The organism is Donghicola tyrosinivorans (genome assembly GCF_003003355.1).
In the GTDB taxonomy this organism is placed as follows: Bacteria; Pseudomonadota; Alphaproteobacteria; order Rhodobacterales; family Rhodobacteraceae; genus Donghicola; species Donghicola tyrosinivorans.
This window is the reverse complement of sequence record NZ_PVTQ01000034.1, coordinates 1-18,441: the sequence shown is the minus strand read 5'-3', so window position 1 is coordinate 18,441 and position 18,441 is coordinate 1. Positions and strand designations below refer to the sequence as shown.

General features: G+C 57.5%; 19 protein-coding genes. 2 read left to right on the top strand and 17 right to left on the bottom strand.

What is annotated here, in order from left to right:
* From CLV74_RS23060 to CLV74_RS21775, 4 genes are all read right to left on the bottom strand, one after another.
* Window positions 1-249: hypothetical protein (locus tag CLV74_RS23060; protein WP_211299102.1), on the bottom strand; the 249-nt coding region annotated here is incomplete at its 3' end.
* A gap of 500 nt (window positions 250-749) precedes the next feature.
* Complete coding sequence (locus CLV74_RS21785; RefSeq protein WP_106268944.1) at window positions 750-1,907, bottom strand: M20 aminoacylase family protein; 1,158 nt, start codon at window positions 1,905-1,907, stop codon at window positions 750-752.
* Entirely contained in the window at window positions 1,904-3,121 is a 1,218-nt protein-coding gene (locus CLV74_RS21780) for a Zn-dependent hydrolase (RefSeq protein WP_211299101.1), read from the bottom strand. Before CLV74_RS21780 ends, CLV74_RS21785 begins: the two co-directional genes overlap by 4 nt.
* A complete protein-coding gene (locus CLV74_RS21775; RefSeq protein WP_211299100.1) occupies window positions 3,118-4,332 on the bottom strand; it encodes a diaminopropionate ammonia-lyase in 1,215 nt (404 codons plus the stop codon). The genes CLV74_RS21780 and CLV74_RS21775 overlap by 4 nt, the downstream gene beginning before the upstream one ends.
* 100 nt (window positions 4,333-4,432) lie before the next feature.
* Here CLV74_RS21775 and CLV74_RS21770 point away from each other — a divergent pair, with 100 nt between their 5' ends.
* Window positions 4,433-4,885, top strand: a complete 453-nt coding sequence (locus CLV74_RS21770; protein WP_211299099.1) for an Lrp/AsnC family transcriptional regulator — start codon at window positions 4,433-4,435, stop codon at window positions 4,883-4,885.
* 62 nt (window positions 4,886-4,947) lie between these two features.
* Here CLV74_RS21770 and CLV74_RS21765 read toward each other — a convergent pair whose 3' ends face one another.
* From CLV74_RS21765 to CLV74_RS21710, 12 genes are all read right to left on the bottom strand, one after another.
* The gene (locus CLV74_RS21765) at window positions 4,948-5,682 is read right to left on the bottom strand and encodes an SDR family NAD(P)-dependent oxidoreductase (protein WP_106268940.1); all 735 of its coding nucleotides are present in this window, start codon (window positions 5,680-5,682) and stop codon (window positions 4,948-4,950) included.
* A gap of 5 nt (window positions 5,683-5,687) precedes the next feature.
* A complete protein-coding gene (locus CLV74_RS21760) occupies window positions 5,688-6,437 on the bottom strand; it encodes an SDR family NAD(P)-dependent oxidoreductase (RefSeq protein WP_106268938.1) in 750 nt (249 codons plus the stop codon).
* Window positions 6,437-7,465: a proline racemase family protein gene (locus CLV74_RS21755; RefSeq protein WP_106268936.1), complete on the bottom strand. Its 1,029-nt coding sequence runs from the start codon at window positions 7,463-7,465 to the stop codon at window positions 6,437-6,439. The genes CLV74_RS21760 and CLV74_RS21755 overlap by 1 nt, the downstream gene beginning before the upstream one ends.
* 4 nt (window positions 7,466-7,469) lie before the next feature.
* A complete protein-coding gene (locus tag CLV74_RS21750) occupies window positions 7,470-8,942 on the bottom strand; it encodes an aldehyde dehydrogenase family protein (protein WP_106268934.1) in 1,473 nt (490 codons plus the stop codon).
* A gap of 8 nt (window positions 8,943-8,950) precedes the next feature.
* Window positions 8,951-9,652 carry an SDR family oxidoreductase gene (locus CLV74_RS21745; protein ID WP_106268931.1) on the bottom strand — a complete coding sequence of 234 codons (702 nt, stop codon included), beginning with the start codon at window positions 9,650-9,652 and terminating at the stop codon, window positions 8,951-8,953.
* 9 nt (window positions 9,653-9,661) lie between these two features.
* A complete protein-coding gene (locus tag CLV74_RS21740) occupies window positions 9,662-10,897 on the bottom strand; it encodes an NAD(P)/FAD-dependent oxidoreductase (RefSeq protein WP_106268929.1) in 1,236 nt (411 codons plus the stop codon).
* Between the two features lie 58 nt (window positions 10,898-10,955).
* Entirely contained in the window at window positions 10,956-11,846 is an 891-nt protein-coding gene (locus tag CLV74_RS21735) for a dihydrodipicolinate synthase family protein (RefSeq protein WP_106268926.1), read from the bottom strand.
* Between the two features lie 22 nt (window positions 11,847-11,868).
* Window positions 11,869-12,618, bottom strand: a complete 750-nt coding sequence (locus CLV74_RS21730; protein WP_106268924.1) for an amino acid ABC transporter ATP-binding protein — start codon at window positions 12,616-12,618, stop codon at window positions 11,869-11,871.
* Window positions 12,619-12,630: 12 nt separating this feature from the next.
* The gene (locus CLV74_RS21725) at window positions 12,631-13,707 is read right to left on the bottom strand and encodes an amino acid ABC transporter permease (protein WP_106268922.1); all 1,077 of its coding nucleotides are present in this window, start codon (window positions 13,705-13,707) and stop codon (window positions 12,631-12,633) included.
* Window positions 13,708-13,710: 3 nt separating this feature from the next.
* Complete coding sequence (locus tag CLV74_RS21720) at window positions 13,711-14,877, bottom strand: amino acid ABC transporter permease (RefSeq protein ID WP_106268920.1); 1,167 nt, start codon at window positions 14,875-14,877, stop codon at window positions 13,711-13,713.
* Window positions 14,878-14,978: 101 nt separating this feature from the next.
* Window positions 14,979-16,025 carry a transporter substrate-binding domain-containing protein gene (locus CLV74_RS21715; RefSeq protein WP_106268918.1) on the bottom strand — a complete coding sequence of 349 codons (1,047 nt, stop codon included), beginning with the start codon at window positions 16,023-16,025 and terminating at the stop codon, window positions 14,979-14,981.
* A 154-nt stretch (window positions 16,026-16,179) separates the two neighbouring features.
* The gene (locus CLV74_RS21710; RefSeq protein WP_106268916.1) at window positions 16,180-17,217 is read right to left on the bottom strand and encodes a proline racemase family protein; all 1,038 of its coding nucleotides are present in this window, start codon (window positions 17,215-17,217) and stop codon (window positions 16,180-16,182) included.
* A 210-nt stretch (window positions 17,218-17,427) separates the two neighbouring features.
* On the opposite strand from CLV74_RS21710, the gene CLV74_RS21705 reads away from it, so the two are divergent.
* Window positions 17,428-18,144 (top strand): GntR family transcriptional regulator, encoded by a 717-nt coding sequence (locus tag CLV74_RS21705; protein WP_106268914.1) that lies wholly within the window; start codon window positions 17,428-17,430, stop codon window positions 18,142-18,144.
* Between the two features lie 3 nt (window positions 18,145-18,147).
* Here the strand turns inward: CLV74_RS21705 and CLV74_RS23290 are convergent, their stop codons facing one another.
* Window positions 18,148-18,345: an FAD-dependent oxidoreductase gene (locus tag CLV74_RS23290; protein ID WP_106268912.1), complete on the bottom strand. Its 198-nt coding sequence runs from the start codon at window positions 18,343-18,345 to the stop codon at window positions 18,148-18,150.
* Between the last annotated feature and the right edge of the window lie 96 nt (window positions 18,346-18,441).

Genomic DNA, 18,441 nt, shown 5'->3' with positions numbered 1-18,441 from the left:
AGACGAGCTCCGGACCTGAAGGTTGCCGCCTGAAATGAAACCAATGCTATAGCTTAGCGCGGCGGCAAACTGGTCGAAAAACGCGGACCACCTCTCAGTGTTACTCCGGCCAGATACCTTGGCGCTCTGCCGGTTCTCAACTGAGTTCTTGGGATTGGATCTGACAAAGAGACTAATAACGGCTACGACTGCCGCGACAATTCCCGCTACCCAGTACCACTTTTCCAGCATGACCGATCCTTTCTTCATTTCGCGTTGGCCTCGAACACTAACCAGATGATCAAGAAATATCGCGATGCCTCTCTACCAGTATCGTGGATGCCGTCGATGAACACAACGGTTCGCGAACTTCGAGGTATTGTTGCGAACGGCAGGTTTCTCGTTGGTCGGTTGGCGTTGCCACAGAGCAGCTAAGGTCGGCTTTCCGCCCTTTTACGTCATCTGAGAAAAATACAGCAATTTAAAGCCGAATTGGTAATTTGGGCGGATTGCGGACCTTCTCCGCGGGGCACACGAACGGCAGTGAGGCGGACTGTCCCGACCTTCAGAGAATTTTCGCGAATTGGCGGTTTCGGCCCCTTCTGGACGTTCATGCAAATCGCAGCGATCTGCCGCTCCCCGCCCTTTGGTTTAAAAATTCAAGTGAATGTGTAAAGCAAACAGAATCCAAAGGGATCTGTTTGCTTCAGTGCACCCGTTCGGGGAACTCGAAGATTACACGAAGCCGATAGGGTGCTGTGTGGCGTTCTTTAAGTTATGATTGGCAGCCGTTCCCGTGCGATAGCTCTATGGAGTTTGGTCCCGTGGATAAGTCCTCGATCATTGAAGTCATATTCAGGGTGATGAAGGGCTTTGCTATCCTTTCCATTCCCTAAGAACATAAAACATCCTGGCACATGCGCTAAAAATTGTGCGAAATCTTCAGACGCAGAAATAGGTTCACGAAGTTCGGCAGTGTTATTCTGGCCGAAAATAGTTGCGGCAGCCTTCATCACGGCTTTAGTAAGGTTGGGATCATTAACGGTCGGGATAAATTCCCTACGATACTCAATTGCTGCCAAAACGCCGTAGGCCGAGGCTGTCCCCGCCGCAATCTTTGCCATGTTTGTTTCGATTTCAGCAGATACCTCGGGCGTGAAGCTGCGCGTATCGCCGAGAATTCGGGCGGTGCCGGGAAGTGCATTTCGGACACCGTCACTTAGGATTTCTGTCACCGATACCACGCCGATATCAGTCGGCGATAGTCGCCGTGAAACAATTGTTTGCAGGTTTAGGACCAGCGCACATGCGGCCACCATCACCTCTTGGGTTTTATCCGGACGAGAAGCGTGACCGCCACTTCCAGTCAAAGTGATTTCAAAAGTGTCTTCGGCCGACATAACAGGGCCGGGTCGTGTGCGGAATTGGCCGACGTCATAACCGGGCATATTGTGAATCCCGTAAATTTCGTCGAACGGAAACCGTTGTAGCAATCCGTCCTCGAGCATAGCCAAAGCGCCTTGGCCCCACTCTTCGGCAGGCTGAAAGATAAATCTGACAGTTCCGTCAAAACCTCCCTCTTCCGAGAGCAGTTTGGCGGCCCCTAGAAGCATTGCGGTATGACCGTCATGACCGCAGGCGTGCATGGTACCATCGTGGCTAGAGGCATAGGGAGCATTCGTCGCCTCTTGGATGCGCAGGGCATCCATATCTGCCCTCAGGGCGATGCTGCGGTTGGATGTGCCCCGCGTCAGAGTTCCAACTACGCCGGTACCACCAACTCCTGTTTCGACCTCTAGCCCGAAGGCCCTCAGACGGTCTGCGACCAATCCGGCGGTACGGTGCTCTTCGAAGCCGAATTCCGGGTGGCGGTGGAAATCACGGCGCCACTCGGTCATTTCAGCCTGCAAGTGGGTTAGATCGGTCATGCGCATAGTCCCCTAACAACATCCATCAAAACTTCGGCGCCAGCGATCAAATCGCGCTCTTCGGTGAATTCCTGTGGGTTGTGGCTGATGCCACCTTTTGAGGGGACAAATAACATCGCCGACGGACAAACCCGCGCCATCATCTGCGCATCGTGTCCCGCGCCAGAAGTCATACGGCGACAGCCGATTTGACGGGCAGTCGCAGCAGTCTCGATCTTTTCCACGATGTCTTGATCGAACAGAACAGGTTCGAACCTTGCCAATCGCTCTGCCGAAACGAGGTATCCATTCGCCCTGAGCCCATCCAGCAAGAGCGCCAAATCCTGTTCAAGCTGTTGAAGACGTGCTTCGTCAGGATGGCGTAAATCTACGGTAAAGGTCGCGCGTGACGGGATCACGTTGATCGCGTTTGGGACAAAGCGCATCGTCCCGACAGTGGCAACAGCACCGGGCATAGCGCGTGCGAGCCCATCAAGTGCTGCGGTGATCTGGGCCGCTGCAACGCCTGCATCCAGACGCAGGCGCATGGGCGTCGTACCTGCGTGGTTTGCGGTGCCGTCGATCACGATCCTCTGCCAAGAGATCCCTTGCAAGGTATCAACGGCACCAAGGTTCACGCCTTCGGCCTCTAGCACTGGTCCCTGTTCGACATGTAGCTCCACATAGGCGTGTGGCCGTAGATCCATCGGATCTAACTGTCCCGCATAGCCGATCCGCCGCAGCTCGTTCCCCAACGTTTCCCCGTCAGTCCCGACTGTGGCTAGGGCCCCATCAGTTTCCAGACCTCCAGCCACAACAAGGCTGCCCATCATGTCAGGGGCAAAGCGCACACCTTCTTCGTTGGTAAAGGCGACCACGGCGATAGGGCGTCCGATTCTGGTTCCAGAGCCCTTCAGGGCCTCAATCACAGACAGGCCCGACAGCACGCCATAGCAGCCATCATAAATGCCTGCATCAATCACGGTGTCGATATGCGAGCCCATCACAACCGGAGCACCCGAAACACCGTCAGGGTCCCACCGGCCGATGATGTTACCAATCCGGTCGATGCCGATCTCCAGCCCCGCCTCTTGCATCCAAGCACACAACAGATCCCGACCAGCTTTGTCTGCGTCACCGGCCGCGAGGCGGGTCAGTGTTCCCTCATGGCGCCCCGTTTGCCCCAAGGCGTGTAGGCGCTCAATCAATCGCTTTGCGTTGATCACAGGCATCATTTGCTGTCTCCGCCAGTTTGCGCTGCGACCTCTGCAGGGCTACGTCCAACGATTTGCTGATAGAGAGCGGGGTCTGTCGCACCCTCTGTATTAATGAACAACAGTCGCGATGAAGCACCAAGTCCAATTTTTGCGGACAGCTCGGGGTTTCCAAGAACAGCCATTGCCCCAGCCAGACCGACAGCACCGCTTTCCCCTGCCACGATCGCCGGATCATCCCCCTGCGGATTTGCAAGCAAGCGCATGACAGCAGGCGCGGTCTGTTCACCAACAGTCATGAAGCCGTCAGCAACGCGGGACAGAACGCGGAACGCCGTAAGCGAGGGCTCGTAGCATTCAAGCATAGCCATAATTGTTGGCTCGGTTTCCGCGGTTCTGACAGGTTGACCTGCGCGAGCGCTATCCATCAGGCAAGCTGCGCGGTCGGGTTCGACCACGGTCACATTTGGACGGTGTTCCCCCTCTATCACAGCGAAATGGCCCGCAATTGCGGCAGCGAAACCTCCAACACCGGCCTGTAGGAATACGTGGGTCGGACGATCAGACAACTGCTGCAACGCCTCTTGAACGATGGCGGTGTACCCCTGCATCACAAGGCCGGGGATGTCTTCGTATCCAGGCCAAGAGGTGTCAGAGAGCACAGTCCACCCTTTTTCTGCCGACACCCGAGATGCCTCGGTCACTGAGTCATCATAGTTCCCTTTGACCCTGATGATGTCTGCTCCGAAGTTCGCAATCGCTTGAATGCGGGCGTCACTCACGCCGGAATGAACCAGAATAACAGCTCGCGCGCCCATGATCTGTGCCCCTTGGGCCACCGAGCGGCCGTGATTGCCATCCGTCGCACAGGCAAAGGTCATTTGCTCCGCGATGGCCCTGACTTCGGACGTCAGCAAATCCTGTGCAGGTACACAACGGCCAAGGCGCTTGCTGGCCTCGGCCTGAACCAGACGCATCAGAGCATATGCCCCACCCAGCGCCTTGAAACTGCCCAAACCCAGCCTGTGGCCTTCGTCCTTGATGTGGATATCTGCTACCCCGAGCTGCGCCGCCAGAGCAGGCAAATGATGCATCGGGGTCGGTTGGGAGTGGTCTCGCAGATCCAATATTCGACGCACTTCGGCAGCGCCTTCGATCGAAAGGACTGCGGCATCCTGAGGCGCCAAAGTGGATTGGTATTGGGGCATTTCGTTGAAGAAATAGTTCATCATTCATTCCGATTTCATGCGTTGATGAAATTAAACCTCACCTTGGCTGAATATTGCGCTGGAAATTTGGGCCATTTGTGCAATTTTCGCTCGCATGATACCATTGGACTCATTTGATCTGGCGATTTTGCGTATTCTTCAGCGGGATAGTGCGACACCTCAACGCCTAGTTGCCGAACAGGTGAACCTGTCGGCCCCGTCTGTGCAGCGCCGCATCCGCCGGATGGAGGACGCGGGCGTGATCGCTAGAAATGTTGCTGTTCTGGATGGCGCGAAACTGGGGCTACCGCTGACGATCTTTGTGCAGGTAGAGCTTGAAGCGGAAACGCCCGACATAATTGACCTTATGAAGGCGCGCTTCCGAAATGCCTCCGAAGTGCAGCAATGCTTCTACGTCACAGGCGAGGTGGACTTCATGTTGGTGGTCGTTGTGGAAAGCATGGCCGCCTACGAAGATTTCACGCGGCGCGTGTTTTTTGACGGCGGCCATGTGCGCAAGTTCCGGACCTTTGTCGCCATGGATGCGGTCAAGACTGGACTTGCGCTAGGGATTTAAAAAAGAAATCCGTCAGCCATCCCTAGCGAGCTGACCGCGTCGCTTCCGCGAACTGGTTTTCGTTAAGCGACCGCCTGTGCACCCGTAATTTCAACCACAGACCCGCACAGGTATCCGGCCTCTTCGCTGGCTAGAAAGGCGACAAGAGCGGCAATCTCTTCAGGCTCACCGATACGGCCATAGGGAACCAGCGCATTCAGATCATCGATACTGCGATTGGACCGCGCTAGGTTGGATTCCAGCATCGGAGTTCGCACTTCTCCCGGTGCTACGCCGTTTACGCGGATTTTGTCCGCTGCATAGTCACGGGCAAGGTTCTGAGTAAAGGCGACCACTGCGGCCTTGGTGGTGTTATAGGCAATGTGACCCGGTGCAGGGTGCAGCCCCCACTGGCTGGCCGTGTTTACGATGGCCCCGCCACCGTGGCCTTGCATCACCGGAATGACCGCCTGACACATATGGAACAACGCGTCGATATTCACCGCGAAAGAGGCGCGCCAGTCCGCGGCCGTTAGTTCCATCAGCGGACCACGACGCATCAGGCCCGCATTGTTGCACAGTACATGGATTCCCTCTGATTGGATGTCGTTGACGAAAGCATGGATTGCGGCCGCATCGGTCAGATCCACATCATGTGCGGTTCCACCGATTTCAGCGGCCAAGGCATTGGCAGCAGCGATGTTTGTGTCAAGAATGCGCACCAGCGCCCCTTCGGCTGCCAGACGGTGGCAGATCGCATAGCCGATCCCGCCCGCGCCGCCCGTGACAACAGCCACTTTGTTTTCAAATCTCTTCATTGCAATCACCTCATCTGGCTTGCGCCGTTAACGTCCAGAACTGCCCCCGACAAAGAGGCCTGAGTGGGCCGGAGCACAAAGCTGACCAGTTCTCCGATTTCTTGGGTGTGGGCCATCCGGCCAATGGGAATACCCGACAGTGCTGCCGCCTCTCCGTGCTGCGCGACATAGGCGTCGGACATTTCGGTTTTGACCCAGCCCGGTGCGATCGCGGTGGCGTGAATATTCTCAGGGCCAAAGCCCCGCGCGATACTTTGGGTCAAGTTGATCAGTGCCGCTTTCGTGGCCCCGTAAGACATCGCCTCGGCGCGATAGCCCCCTTGCCCTGCACGCGAGGCAATGTTTACGATACGCCCGCCGCCAATGATCCGAAAATGTTGGATCGCGGCACGGCACAAATCGGCAGCGGCCATCAGGTTCACCTGTAAATCGCTCTGCCATACTGCATGCCACGCTTCTAGCGGATCGCTTACCGAAGAGGGCGTCAGTTGGCCCGCATTGTTCACCAGTGCATGGATTTCACCGGCCACTGCAATGGCATCGTCCCAGAGGCGGGTCGGCCCTGCCGGAGTTGACAGATCCCCTTGCACGATCAACGCGCCACCGAGCTCTTTTGCCAGCGCCTCGGCTTTGGTAGTGTTGCGGCCATAGTGCAGCATCACTCGCGCCCCGTCCCGCGCCAGTTCCCTCGCAATGTCTTGCCCGATAGAGCCTGTGGCCCCCGTCAAAAGCACCGTTTTTCCAGAAAGATGCATCAATTTCCCCATGTATCTGAAAGGGTAAAGCCCTGTTGGTAAGGGTCGGTCGGGTCCATGCCCATTTGGTAGAGCCCGGTGATCCATGCTTGTCCCGCAACTGCGGGGATTACCGCATCGTAGTGACCAACTCGGGTCAGCCCGTCTATGGCGCAGGTAAACCGACTGCCCGTGATGGATTCATGGATAAAAGTCTGCCCTAGGGTGATCTGCCTTTTGGCATGCATCACCGCCAAACGCGCGGAACACCCCGTCCCACAAGGTGATCGGTCACAACGCCCCGGACGCACCACCACGGTGTTCCGCGAGATCAGCGTATCCCCTTCTTGCCTGATTGGGCCGATAAACTCGGTGTTGGTGATCCCCGGAATGTCGGGGTTCTCTGGATGACCGACGGGCAGTTGATCGACTGCGGCCTGTTTGATCCGTTCGCCCAACGCGCACAGATCACGGGCCTCGTCCGGTGTGATGGCAAACCCTAAAGCGGCGGCGTCCGCGATGGCATAGGTCATGCCCCCATACGCCACGTCCACCTTGATCGAGCCGAGGCCAGAAACCTCGATCACTGCATCTAGATGGTAAACGAACGCTGGTTGGTTCACCAACCGGACTGAGGTCACCTTGCCCCCTGAACAAGCGCAGCGCACACGGATCAATCCTGCGGGAGATTCCAGCACCAGATCCGTATGTGGTTCAACCATCGGCAGGATGCCGGTCTCTAGTAGCACCGTAGCGACACAGATGGTGTTCGACCCAGACATGGCCGGATATTCTGTCGTCTCTAGAATGACATAGCCCATATCCGCCTGCGGGCTGTTCGAAGGCAGCAGGATGTTGGCATTGTGCCAGACAGCGCCTCTGGGCTCGAACAGAACCATCTGGCGGATGTCGTCCAGATGGGTCTCCAGATAGACGCGCTTGTCGAACATGGTCTCACCGGGGACGTGCGGAACGCCCCCCGTGATCACTCGGCCAACTTCACCCTCGGCGTGGCAGTCGACAACATTCAGGGTTCTGGACCAACGCATCGGATCAGGCCTTGATGTACCAGCCCCAAGGCTTGTGGGCGTTCCAAGTGGTGATCTGCTTGGTTTCGAGATAGTTGTTCAAGCCCCAAATGCCCAACTCGCGCCCGATACCGGATTGTTTGTATCCGCCCCACGGTGCCTGCGTGAACGTGGGCTGCGAACAGTTGATCCACACGATCCCTGCGCGGAATGCCCGCGCCACGCGCTCAGCCCGTTCCAGATCTTTGGACATGACCGCGGCCCCAAGGCCGAAACGGCTGTCATTTGCCAAGCGGATCGCCTCTTCCTCGGTTTTGAAGGATCTTACGCAGACTACGGGGCCAAAGATTTCTTCGGTCCAAATGCGGGCGTCTTCGGGCACATCGGCAAAGATGGTTGGCTGAACATAGCAGCCCGCCTCCAGTCCTTCGGGGACACCGCCGCCAGTGACAAGGCGCGCCTCTGTCTTGCCGATCTCGATCCATTCCAGCACCTTCTCATGCTGACTTGGGCTGACAAGCGGGCCAAGCAGGACGCCGTCTTCCAGACCGTGACCGATCTTGATCTTCTGGGCTTCCTCTACCAGCCGCGCCATCACCGCGTCGTAGGCTGCCTCTTCGATCAGGACGCGAGAGGTGGCAGAGCAGACCTCGCCTTGGTTCCAGAAGATGCCGAACATAATCCATTCGACGGCCTCTTCGATCGGCGTATCCGCGAACACGACCAGCGGCGATTTCCCCCCCAGTTCCAGACTGACGGTTTTGATGTCCCGCGCGGCGGTTGCCATGATCCGCGAACCCGTAGGCACCGAGCCGGTAAACGCCAGTTTGTCGACCCCTACGTGTTCGGTGAGCGGTTGACCAGCTTCGGCACCAAAGCCAGTAATGATGTTAAGAACCCCCGCAGGCAGGCCAGCTTGATTGGCAATTTCCCCCAGTTCCAGTGCAGAAACAGGCGTGGTTTCCGATGGCTTCAAGACCATGCAGCATCCCGCTGCTAATGCAGGCGCGACTTTCCACGACGCCATCAGGAGCGGGAAGTTCCAAGGAATGATCGCACCAGCAACGCCTACCGGTTCTTTGACCGCCTTGGAGGTAAAGCCCTCCATTCCCAGCTCTACCGGTGTTTCAGCGCCATCCAGCCCTTCGGCCAGATCGGCGTAGAAGTGAAACACGCCAGCAGTATCCTCGATATCCCAGACCGCCTCGGGCAGGGGCTTGCCGTTGTCCTGCACCTCGATCCGCGCCAATTCGTCGGTGCGCTTCGCGATCAGGTCGCCCATACGGCGCAGCACCTTGGCACGCTCGGTGCCGGACATGCGCGGCCAGGGACCACTGTCAAAGGCGCGGCGTGCGGCTTGAACCGCCCGATCTACATCCGCCGCCCCGCCGCGAGCAACACGATGAAATACTGACCTGTCCGAAGGGTCCACCACATCGAACATCTGGCCACTGGTGGCATCAACGTATTCGCCATCGATAAACAACTGGTTCTTCATGAAAATCCTCACATATGTCGGGTCACGCCGCCATCGACGCGGATGGATTGGCCGGTGATATAGCTGCTGTCCTCCGACAACAGAAAAGCGGCGGTTTTGGCTTGTTCATCTGCGCGGGCCAGACGGCCAAGTGCGCTCATGTCCGCGTATTTCTGCGGCAGATCGAGGCTGTCGGTGAAGCCCGGCAATAAGCAGTTCATGCGGATGTTGTCGGGGCCGTAGCGATCGGAAAACAACTTGGTAAAGCTGGAGACACCGACCCGATAAACGCTGGACGTCGGAAAGGTCAGCGAAGGTTCAAACGCCGAAAACGTGGTGATGTTCACAATCGAACCGCCACTTTGGGCCGCCATTACCGGGGCAAGCAACTTGGCCATACGGATCACCGGCTTCAGCACCATGTCGTGGGCGCGGTCCCAATCCTCTTCGGGGATATCCAGTAGGTCGCCTTTGGGCGGGCCACCCACATGGATCAGGCAGGCGTCGATCCGTCCGTAGGTGGTCATAGCCAGATCAAAAGCGGTTTGGGTGTCAGCAGCGTTTTCAGCGCGGCCTCGGTGGGCCACACCGCCAAGCTCGTCCGCCAGTGTCTCGCAACTGTCTGACGGGGACATAAGCGCCAGTTTATAGCCGCGATTGTGCATTTCACGGGCGGTGGCAGCACCCATGCCGCGGCCGCCGCCGATGATAAGACAGGTTTTTGTCGTCATGCTGTCCTCTTAAAATCTATTGATACGGTAGGGGTGCAGGTCGATCTCGGGCCGTTCGCCCGCAATCAACTGCCCCATGAGTTTTGCCGTGGTCGCGGCGTTCGTCAGTCCCAGATGGCCGTGACCCGTGGCGTAAAAGACTCCCGGCGTCTTCGCGCTGGCCGACAGGATCGGTACGGTATCAGGCAGGGCGGGGCGGTGCCCCATCCATTCATTGGTTTCTTCGACCTTCAGATTAGGCAGGGCTTCCTTGGCGCGGCGCACCGTGATTTTGGCGCGACCCCAATTTGGGGCAGCATCAAGGCCGGCCATTTCGACCGTACCACCGATACGGATACCGCCCGCCGTGGGCGTCACCATAAAGGCCCGCGCGGGCCAGATGATCGAATGGGCCAGTGAAATTCCCGGTGCCATGATCTGGGTGTGATAGCCGCGCTCGGTTTCAAGCGGGATGGGCTCGTGCAGAAATTCAGCCAGCCGCGCGGTGTGAGCACCCGCACACAAGACCACTTCATCGGCATGTAAGGCCCTGCCATTGGCCATGTGAACGCCCGTGATCCGGTCGACCACGTCAAATCCCACTACATCACCGGCGACAATCGTGCCGCCAAGGGCCACAAACCGGTCCGCGATACGGGTGACAAAGCGATGGGGATCTTTCATCGAACGGTTGTCGGGGAACAAAACGGCCATGCCGATCTTGGGATCAATCTCGGGCTCTAATGCTTGCAACTCGGAATGCCCCAGAACCTGATGGTCAAATCCGAAGCGTTCGAGAATTTCGATGTGATCTCGATCAGCGGTGAATTCGGCCTTGTTCTGATAGAGCGACAGACAGCCGGTTTCGGTGATCTCGTCCTCGGCCCCCAGTTCACGCAACAGGGCAAGTGTGTCGCCCAAAGCCCGTTCACAGATCGCCGCTCCTTGCGACTCAAGTGCCCGCAATTTGGCAGGACGCGAGGCCATCAGAAACCGCCAGAACCAAGGGATCAGGCGGGGCATATAGGCGGGGCGGACTGAAATCGGGCCTTCGGGGTCCAACAGCCAGCCTGGGATTTGCCGCCAGACTGAGGGGCGCGAAGCTGGCATGAACTCGGTCACAGCGATCGAGGCCATATTGCCGAAAGAGGCCCCCATGCCAACCGCTGCACGGTCTACAAGCGTCACCTGACGCCCGCGTTTTTGCAGATCAAGGGCAATGGCCGCACCGATCACACCGGCGCCAATCACAAGGGTAGAGGTCATTCTTTTCACTTCGACGAAGAGGGGAAATGCGGGGGGCACTCCGGCCCCCCGCAGTGGCTTACATCGCCAGAATTGGGGCCATAGCCTCGGCGAACTCGGCTTTTTCAGCGTCGGTTAGCGGCCCGAGCGGAGCGCGGCATTCGCCGACGGGCATGCCCTGAAGCTCGCAACCATATTTGATCTTCTGAACGAACTTGCCGGATTCCAGAATGTTCATCGCACGGTAGAGCTTCTTCATTAGCTCTTTCGCCGCAACCAGATCGCCGGACTTATACAGACGGTCCAGCTCACAGCACGCCTTGGCCATGCAGTTCGACGGTCCACAAATCCAGCTGTCCGCACCCCAGAACATGAAGTCCAGCGCTATGTCATCAGAGCCCGAAACCAGTTGGATCTTTCCTTCGTAGCGCGAGGCAATGTCGATGGCTCGCTGCATCACACCCGAGCTTTCCTTGATCCCGATCACACGGGGATTGTCGGCGAAGTGGTCCATGAGTTCGAACGAGATGTCCGAGCCGTCCTTGGCAGGATAGCTGTACAGAACGATGTTCACATCCACCTCGGCCAGCACGGTTTCGTAGTGGCGGATCAGTTCGTCTTGTGTGGGGCGCGTGTAAAAGGGCGGTGCGAGCAGAACGTTGTCATAGCCGATTTCCTTGGCCATCGCGGTTTGTTCGATCACTTCGCGGGTCGCTGGGGCGTTGGTGCCTGCAATTAGGATTTCATCGTCGTTGGCGAAATCCTTGACGAATTGTAGGACTGCGCGGCGTTCTTCGGTGTTTTGGCTGAAGTATTCGCCGGTCGATCCGTTGGGTACCCAGCCGGTTACGCCGCTGTCGCGGAAGTGGGTCAGCAGTTTACCAAAGGCGTCGAAGTCGATCTTGTTGTCTGCATTGAAGGGCGTGACAAGCGCGGGCATCACGCCCGATAGTTTGACGTTGTAGGTCATGATCTTTCCTTGGATTTAAAATCTAGTGGCCAACGATCTGGCTCAGGAACGCTTTGGTGCGTTCGTTTTTGGGGTGGTCGAAGAACTCTTCTGGCGTGCCCTGTTCGATCACTTGCCCATCGGCCATGAAGATCACGCGGTCCGCGACACGACGGGCAAAACCCATCTCATGGGTGACGCAGACCATCGTCATTCCCTCGTCAGCAAGTCCGACCATCACATCTAGAACCTCTGCGATCATTTCAGGGTCCAAGGCGGATGTAGGTTCATCGAACAGCATGATTTCGGGCGCCATACATAGGGCGCGGGCGATGGCTACGCGTTGCTGCTGACCACCGGACAGTTCGCCGGGAAACTTGCGGGCCTGATCGGGGATTTTGACCCGCTCAAGATAACGCATCGCAGTGGCTTCGGCCTCTGCGCGGTCGATCTTGCGGGATAGCATCGGGGATAAGGTGCAGTTGTCCAGCACGGTCATATGCGGGAACAGGTTGAAGTTTTGGAACACCATTCCGGCCTCGCGCCGGATTTCGTCGATGTTGTCGACGTTGTCGTCCAGCGGCGTTCCCATGACGGTTATCTCGCCTTCTTGATGCTCTTCCAGACGGTTGATACAGCGGATCAGCGTGGACTTCCCCGAGCCGGAAGGCCCGCAGATCACCACTTTCTCTCCCTTGGCGATGTCCAGATTGATGTCCCGCAGGGCGTGAAAGACACCATAGTATTTGTGCATATTGCGAATGCGGATTGCGGTGTTTTGCGTGTCCGGCATAGGTAGGCTCCTTCAGCGGGTCCCGACGCCAAGCCGGCGTTCGAGGTATGCGCCGTAGCGCGAAAGCGAAAAGACGAAGACGAAGAAAAGCAGCGCAAGGAAGACGTACATCTCTAGTGTGGCGAAGCTCCATTCGGCGGTGCCAGAAGCCGTGCGGCCAGAGGTCATCACGTCGAAGAAGCCAATGATCGTGACCAGTGTGGTTTCCTTGAAGGTGATGACGAACTGGTTGATCGTGGGCGGCAGTGCATTGCGGAACGCCTGCGGCAGAATGATGTAGCCGATGCGATGCCAGTACCCGAGCCCAAGCGCCTTTGCGGCCTCTTCCTGCCCGGTGGGCAGGGACTGCATGCCGCCTCGGATGATCTCTGCCTGATAGGCGGCGAAGAACAGGGAATATCCGATGATCACCCGATAGAGACTCTCGCCGATGGCCCATGAGGGCAGGGCAAAAGGCAACACGATGGCAAAGGTGAACATGATCGCCAGCAGGGGCAATGATCGGACTGTGTCGATGATCAGCCCCACGGTGCGGGCCACCCAAGGCAGACTGGACTGTCGCAGCAGCGCGAAGCAAATCGCCAATGGCATCCCGATCAGACAGACAGCAGAGAAGATAAAGACCGTCAGCGCCAGACCGCCCCAATTTCTCTCGACAACTTCGGTCAGGCCGAACATGCCGCCCCGCATCAGTATGTAGAAGGCCGCAAAGCCCGCAACCCAAAGGAAGGGCAGGCGGCGGGCCGACCAGAACCACGGTATGCAGGATAGAACCGCTACGACCACCATAATCGCGCAGGCCAGTCCCGAGCGCCATTGTTCCTCGAACGGGTACAGGCCGAAAAAGACGATGCGCCAGCGCGTCGAGATGATGGACCAGCATGCTCCGTCGCGATTGGCGCGGCAGGCATCGCCCTGATCCACGCCCCAGACCGCATGGACCAGCGCCCAGTTGGCAAGATTGTACAGGATCCACAGGGTGATTGCGCCCAGAACAAGTGTCACGACGCTGTTAAGAGTGGTGTTGAAAAAGCGGGCCTTCAGACGATCAAGGGCCGTCGGCTTGGGGAGAGATTTCGTGTGGCTCATGGGTCAGATCCGCAGTTGCGTGCCCTTGAGCTTGATCGCGTCATTCACGCGGTTCAGCACCCAGGCAATCGAGTAGTTGATGATCAGGAAGCCGGCCATCAGCATGAAAATCAGCTCCATGGTCTGGCCCGCCTGATTGATCGCGGTGGAGATCACCATAAAGAAATCTGTGAACGACACTGCGATGCCGATGGTGGTCGCTTTGAACAGCCAGACGTATTGGTTGATCAGGGTCGGCATGACGATGCGGATCGCCAGAGGCAGGCGGATGCGGCTGAAGATATGCCACCCCGACAGTCCCAACGCCTTGCCTGCCTCGGACTGGCCTTTGGGGATCGCATTGAAACCGGCGCGGATGATCTCAGCGATATAGGCTCCGCCGTAGATCGAGATCGCCAACACACAGGCAATCAACTCGGGCGAGATACGAATGCCGCCTTTGAAGTTCAGACCCTTCGCTTCGGGTATGCTAGCAAGCGGGGTATCAGGAATACGGCCGATCCAAAGGGCCGCGATGAAACCAGCTAGCGCCAGCAACCAGACCACACGCTTTTCATGACGGGCGCGGGTTGTGTCGATGTTTCGCCAACGGCGCGGTGTCATGCGGACCACTACGGCCATCATCAGGGCAACCCAGACAAATCCGGCAAACACCGATCCGCCGGTGACATTGAGACCGGGGATGTAGATCCCGCGACCTGTCAGCACGACGGAGCCGATAAGCGGCTCGGCATCGCGGGGCGATGGCAGGGCCAGCATGATCGTGTACCAAAACAGTAATTGCAGGATCAGCGGGATGTTGCGGAAGGTCTCGACATAAGTGGTGCCCAGAAGTTCGGCCATGCCATTTCCAGAGGTCCGCATGACCCCGACAGTGACACCCACCAGCGAGGCCAGCGGCAGTGTGATTGCCCCTAGGAAAAGTGAATTCGTGATCCCGATCAGGATCGCCTGGGCGTAGGTTAGGGAGGCGTCCGTCTCGATCAGCGAAAAACCCACACGCCAACCGGTGGCGCGTTCCAGAAACGCAAAGCCGCCGGTAATGCCTTGTGCATCCATGTTGGTTTTTGCGGTTATGGCCAGCAAGGCCAAGACGCTGACAATCGAGCCGACGAACAACACTTGCAAGGCGTTGTCGCGAACGTGCCTGTTCTTCAGGAGTGCGACCATGCCGTTCTCCGAGGGTTAAAGTGGTAAATTTTGGAACGAAAGAAGAGGGCTGACCGGACGCAAAAGGGAGCGAGACGCCCGATCAGCCTGATCACTGCGGATCAGTCGATCTGCAGCGGGTAGAAAACGCCGCCATTTGTGTAGAGACTGTTCACACCGCGCGCCAGTTTGTAGGGCGAGGTGTCACCCATGGAACGCGAGTAGATTTCATCCATGTTCCCGACATGTTTGATCATGTTGTACGCCCAATCGTCCGAAAGACCCAGACGGGTGCCGTAGCCAGGGGTCGCGCCTAGGAAGGTCGCGATTTGCGGGCTTTCAGGGTTTGCTTTCATCTCATCAACGTTGGCCGAGGTGATGCCGTTCAGCTCGGCAAACCACAGGGACGACAGCATCCAGTTTTGCACATCCAGCCAATCCGCATCGCCTTCGGGAACGATGATACCTTCAGCTTCCAGTTCGATCACCTCAGGCAGGATCACGTGGGCATCGGCGCCATCAGGGGCATCCACGCGGCCGGTAGCCAGAGCTGGGGCCCACTCGACCCAACCGTCGCAACGACCTTCAAAGTAAGAATTGCGGATTTCGTCGCCATTCTCGTAGGTCAGAATTTCGATATCCAGACCGTTCGCGTCGGCATAGTTCGAGATAGACCGCTCGACCGAGGTGCCGGCGTTCACGCAGATGGTGCCGCCATCCAGGTCAGCAACTTTTTCAGCTCCCAACGATGCATGAGACATGACCTGGAACGCACCGATGAAATAGGGCATCGAATAGGTCAGATTCAGTTCGGTGTCGCGGCTTTGGGTCCAGCCCGATGCTTTGATGATCACGTCCACATCGCCGGACTGCAATGCGGGCCAACGCTGCGCCCAAGAGACGGGCACGATCTCCAGATGACCCTCATAGGTGCCAAAAAGGCCCGTCGCCAGCGCCTTGCACAGTTCGACGTCCAGACCTTTCCAGACGCCTTTGTCGTCCACTTCGGCAAAGCCAAGGAACGAGCCGTTATGACCGGTACACAGCAACGTGCCACGGTCTTGAACGGTCTTCAGGCGGCTGTTGGCCGCGACTTCAGCTTGCGCACCGACGGCGGAAAGGCCGGTCAGGATTGTGCTGGCAAGCAGGATCTTCGCCATGGGTTTCATTTTCTTTCCTCCTCTGTCGACTTTATGTCTTCAATAATGATTGTCGACACAAAGTCGTCATGTCAACAAGTTAAATTTCTGGTGGCGCTATCGGGCGGAGATTCTTGAAAAGTGCCCCGTAATCGGGCGCATCTCTGGCTAGGCGGAAGTAGGGTTACATCAGCTCATGGGCGTAAGGGCCCCAAGTATCCCCAAGGATAAAGCCAGTTGGGAACGGATCGGTTGGGTCCAATGCCACCTGCGTCATACCGTAGATATGTGCGCTGCCAGTCACATTGGGCAGGACCGCGGTCTGTCCGTTGCTAAGCTGCGCATGACCTTTGTGCTCGATCCTGAATTCGCACCCGATGATCGACCGAGTGGTAAAGACATCCCCCGGTTTGACCAAGCCGCGTGCGTCGAGTGTCGCCAGATGGGCTGAACTGCCCGTCCCGCAGGCTGACCTATCCACCCGTCCCGGTTTCAGGACGGTGCATGTTCGGTAGGCGCCGTCCGGTTCTTTCTGGCGAAAGATCACATAGGCCAGTGCGTTCAGGTACGGATTCTCGGGGTGTCGAATCGCCACGTGGCGTTCGAACTCGGTTTTTAGATAGGTACCTGCGTTCACAAGAAGCATGGCGTTTTCAGGTGCGATGCTGAACCCCAGTTGGTCAACATCGATCAGGGCATAGAAACAGCCACCGAATGCGATATCGGCTTTCACCTTGCCATGACGCTGGGTGTCGATCTCCACATCCAACGCCTGCACGAACGATGGGGTCATATCCAAGCTGACCTGCGTGCAGCGCCCGTCCTTCATCTGAGCTCGTGCCGTAACCAATCCTGCGGGAGTATCAAGGCGTACGATGTTTTCGCCTTCTTTCGCAGGGCGCATACCGGTCTCTAGCAGAACGGTTGTTAGGCACATGGCGTTTGAGCCGGACATCGGGTGGGCGCGATCCGCTTGCAGCACGATCATGCCCGCGTCTGCATCAGGCCGCAGGGGCGGCATAAGCAGGTTAACCGTCATGGGCGAGAAGGCGCGCGGCTCGCGCGTCAAAAGGCGCCGCAGGCTGTCATCGACTGTGTTGATGTAAGTCATTCGCTCCAGCATCGTAGCGCCGGGGATCTCCAGCACCTGACTTGTGACGATCCGTCCGATTTCGCCGCCGCAATGGGCGTCAACGGTCTGCAAGGTCTTTTGCCATTTCATGTCAAAGGGTCTCCGTTCCCGCGCGTCAGCGAGGCGCGGGGGGTCCGTAGAAGGACGGTTCTAATTGAATTCTGGACAGCCTGTCCGCTGGATACACAAAACTGTCGACATTTTGTCGTCTTGTGTCAATCTCGAACTTGCGGGAAAACGCCACCTTGGCGGGACACCTGATCCCTCATATGTTGAGCATCTGATATAAAGTGAGCATCCATGGCCGAAACGACGAAAACCGAAAAGCTGACTGGCAGTGCCAAGGTCTATAAACAACTGCGCGAAGACATCCTGCGGATGGATCTGGCACCTGGGCAGCCATTGGACGAAGTCGGGCTGGCCGAGCGATTTTCCCTGTCACGCTCGCCCATCCGCGAGGCACTGGTAAAGCTGGCTGGCGAAGGGCTGGTCCATGTATTGCCGAACCGTTCCACCATCGTGTCGCCGATTAATTTTCAGGACTTGCCGCGGTTTCTGGATACGCTGGATTTGTTGCAACGGGCCACACATCGCCTGGCCGCAGAGAACCGGACCGAAGAAGAGTTGGCCGAGATCTCAGCTGCCCGCGAGGCTTTCCTTGAAGGATCGCGAGAGAGCATCGCCACCAACAACTCGGTCCCACATATTGAGCGGAACTACGATTTCCACATGGCGATCGCCCGCGCTTGCCGGAATCCATATTTGATTCGCTACTACGGCCAGCTTTTGGATGAGGCAAAGCGCCTTGGTCACATGAGGTTCCAGTTTAAAAGTCAGACAACTGACCTGAAGCCTGAAGATCTTGACGCACAGCATAAACAGATGGTCGAGGCCATCGCCCGCCGCGATGGCGCCGCCATTGAAGAACTGGCCCATGAACATGCCAACCTCTTCCGCGGGCAGTTCATGGACTATGTGATGGCGAACCACACCCAGCGGGTTGCTGTGACCTACTAAGTTTCAGAATCGGTCTGGCGCATATGGCGACAGATCGATCGAAGGCGCGCGGCCGCTTACCAATTCCGCCACCAGTTTTCCGGTGGTGGCCCCCAATGTTTGCCCGACCTGCCCGTGCCCGAAGGCCAGTACAACGTTCTCTTGCTTCGGAGAAGCGGCGATGACCGGCAGAGTGTCTGGCATGAAAGGGCGCGGTCCCATCCTGGACTTGCCACGGATTTGTTCCGTTTCTTTGACTTGGTATTTTGCCGAAAAGGAGAACGGAAATGGCAAACGGACACAGCGAAGAATTCAAGC

Bases quoted from the DNA above. Each gene is read 5' to 3' on its own strand.
- CLV74_RS21710 (WP_106268916.1), bottom strand. From the start codon at position 17,217: ATGAAATGGCAAAAGACCTTGCAGACCGTTGACGCCCATTGCGGCGGC.
- CLV74_RS21720 (WP_106268920.1), bottom strand. From the start codon at position 14,877: ATGGTCGCACTCCTGAAGAACAGGCACGTTCGCGACAACGCCTTGCAA.
- CLV74_RS21780 (WP_211299101.1), bottom strand. From the start codon at position 3,121: ATGATGCCTGTGATCAACGCAAAGCGATTGATTGAGCGCCTACACGCC.
- CLV74_RS21735 (WP_106268926.1), bottom strand. From the start codon at position 11,846: ATGACCTACAACGTCAAACTATCGGGCGTGATGCCCGCGCTTGTCACG.
- CLV74_RS21775 (WP_211299100.1), bottom strand. From the start codon at position 4,332: ATGATGAACTATTTCTTCAACGAAATGCCCCAATACCAATCCACTTTG.
- CLV74_RS21760 (WP_106268938.1), bottom strand. From the start codon at position 6,437: ATGCATCTTTCTGGAAAAACGGTGCTTTTGACGGGGGCCACAGGCTCT.
- CLV74_RS21785 (WP_106268944.1), bottom strand. From the start codon at position 1,907: ATGACCGATCTAACCCACTTGCAGGCTGAAATGACCGAGTGGCGCCGT.
- CLV74_RS21725 (WP_106268922.1), bottom strand. From the start codon at position 13,707: ATGAGCCACACGAAATCTCTCCCCAAGCCGACGGCCCTTGATCGTCTG.
- CLV74_RS21705 (WP_106268914.1), top strand. From the start codon at position 17,428: ATGGCCGAAACGACGAAAACCGAAAAGCTGACTGGCAGTGCCAAGGTC.
- CLV74_RS21730 (WP_106268924.1), bottom strand. From the start codon at position 12,618: ATGCCGGACACGCAAAACACCGCAATCCGCATTCGCAATATGCACAAA.
- CLV74_RS21755 (WP_106268936.1), bottom strand. From the start codon at position 7,465: ATGCGTTGGTCCAGAACCCTGAATGTTGTCGACTGCCACGCCGAGGGT.
- CLV74_RS21750 (WP_106268934.1), bottom strand. From the start codon at position 8,942: ATGAAGAACCAGTTGTTTATCGATGGCGAATACGTTGATGCCACCAGT.
- CLV74_RS21740 (WP_106268929.1), bottom strand. From the start codon at position 10,897: ATGACCTCTACCCTTGTGATTGGCGCCGGTGTGATCGGTGCGGCCATT.
- CLV74_RS21765 (WP_106268940.1), bottom strand. From the start codon at position 5,682: ATGAAGAGATTTGAAAACAAAGTGGCTGTTGTCACGGGCGGCGCGGGC.
- CLV74_RS23290 (WP_106268912.1), bottom strand. From the start codon at position 18,345: ATGGGACCGCGCCCTTTCATGCCAGACACTCTGCCGGTCATCGCCGCT.
- CLV74_RS21745 (WP_106268931.1), bottom strand. From the start codon at position 9,652: ATGACGACAAAAACCTGTCTTATCATCGGCGGCGGCCGCGGCATGGGT.
- CLV74_RS21715 (WP_106268918.1), bottom strand. From the start codon at position 16,025: ATGAAACCCATGGCGAAGATCCTGCTTGCCAGCACAATCCTGACCGGC.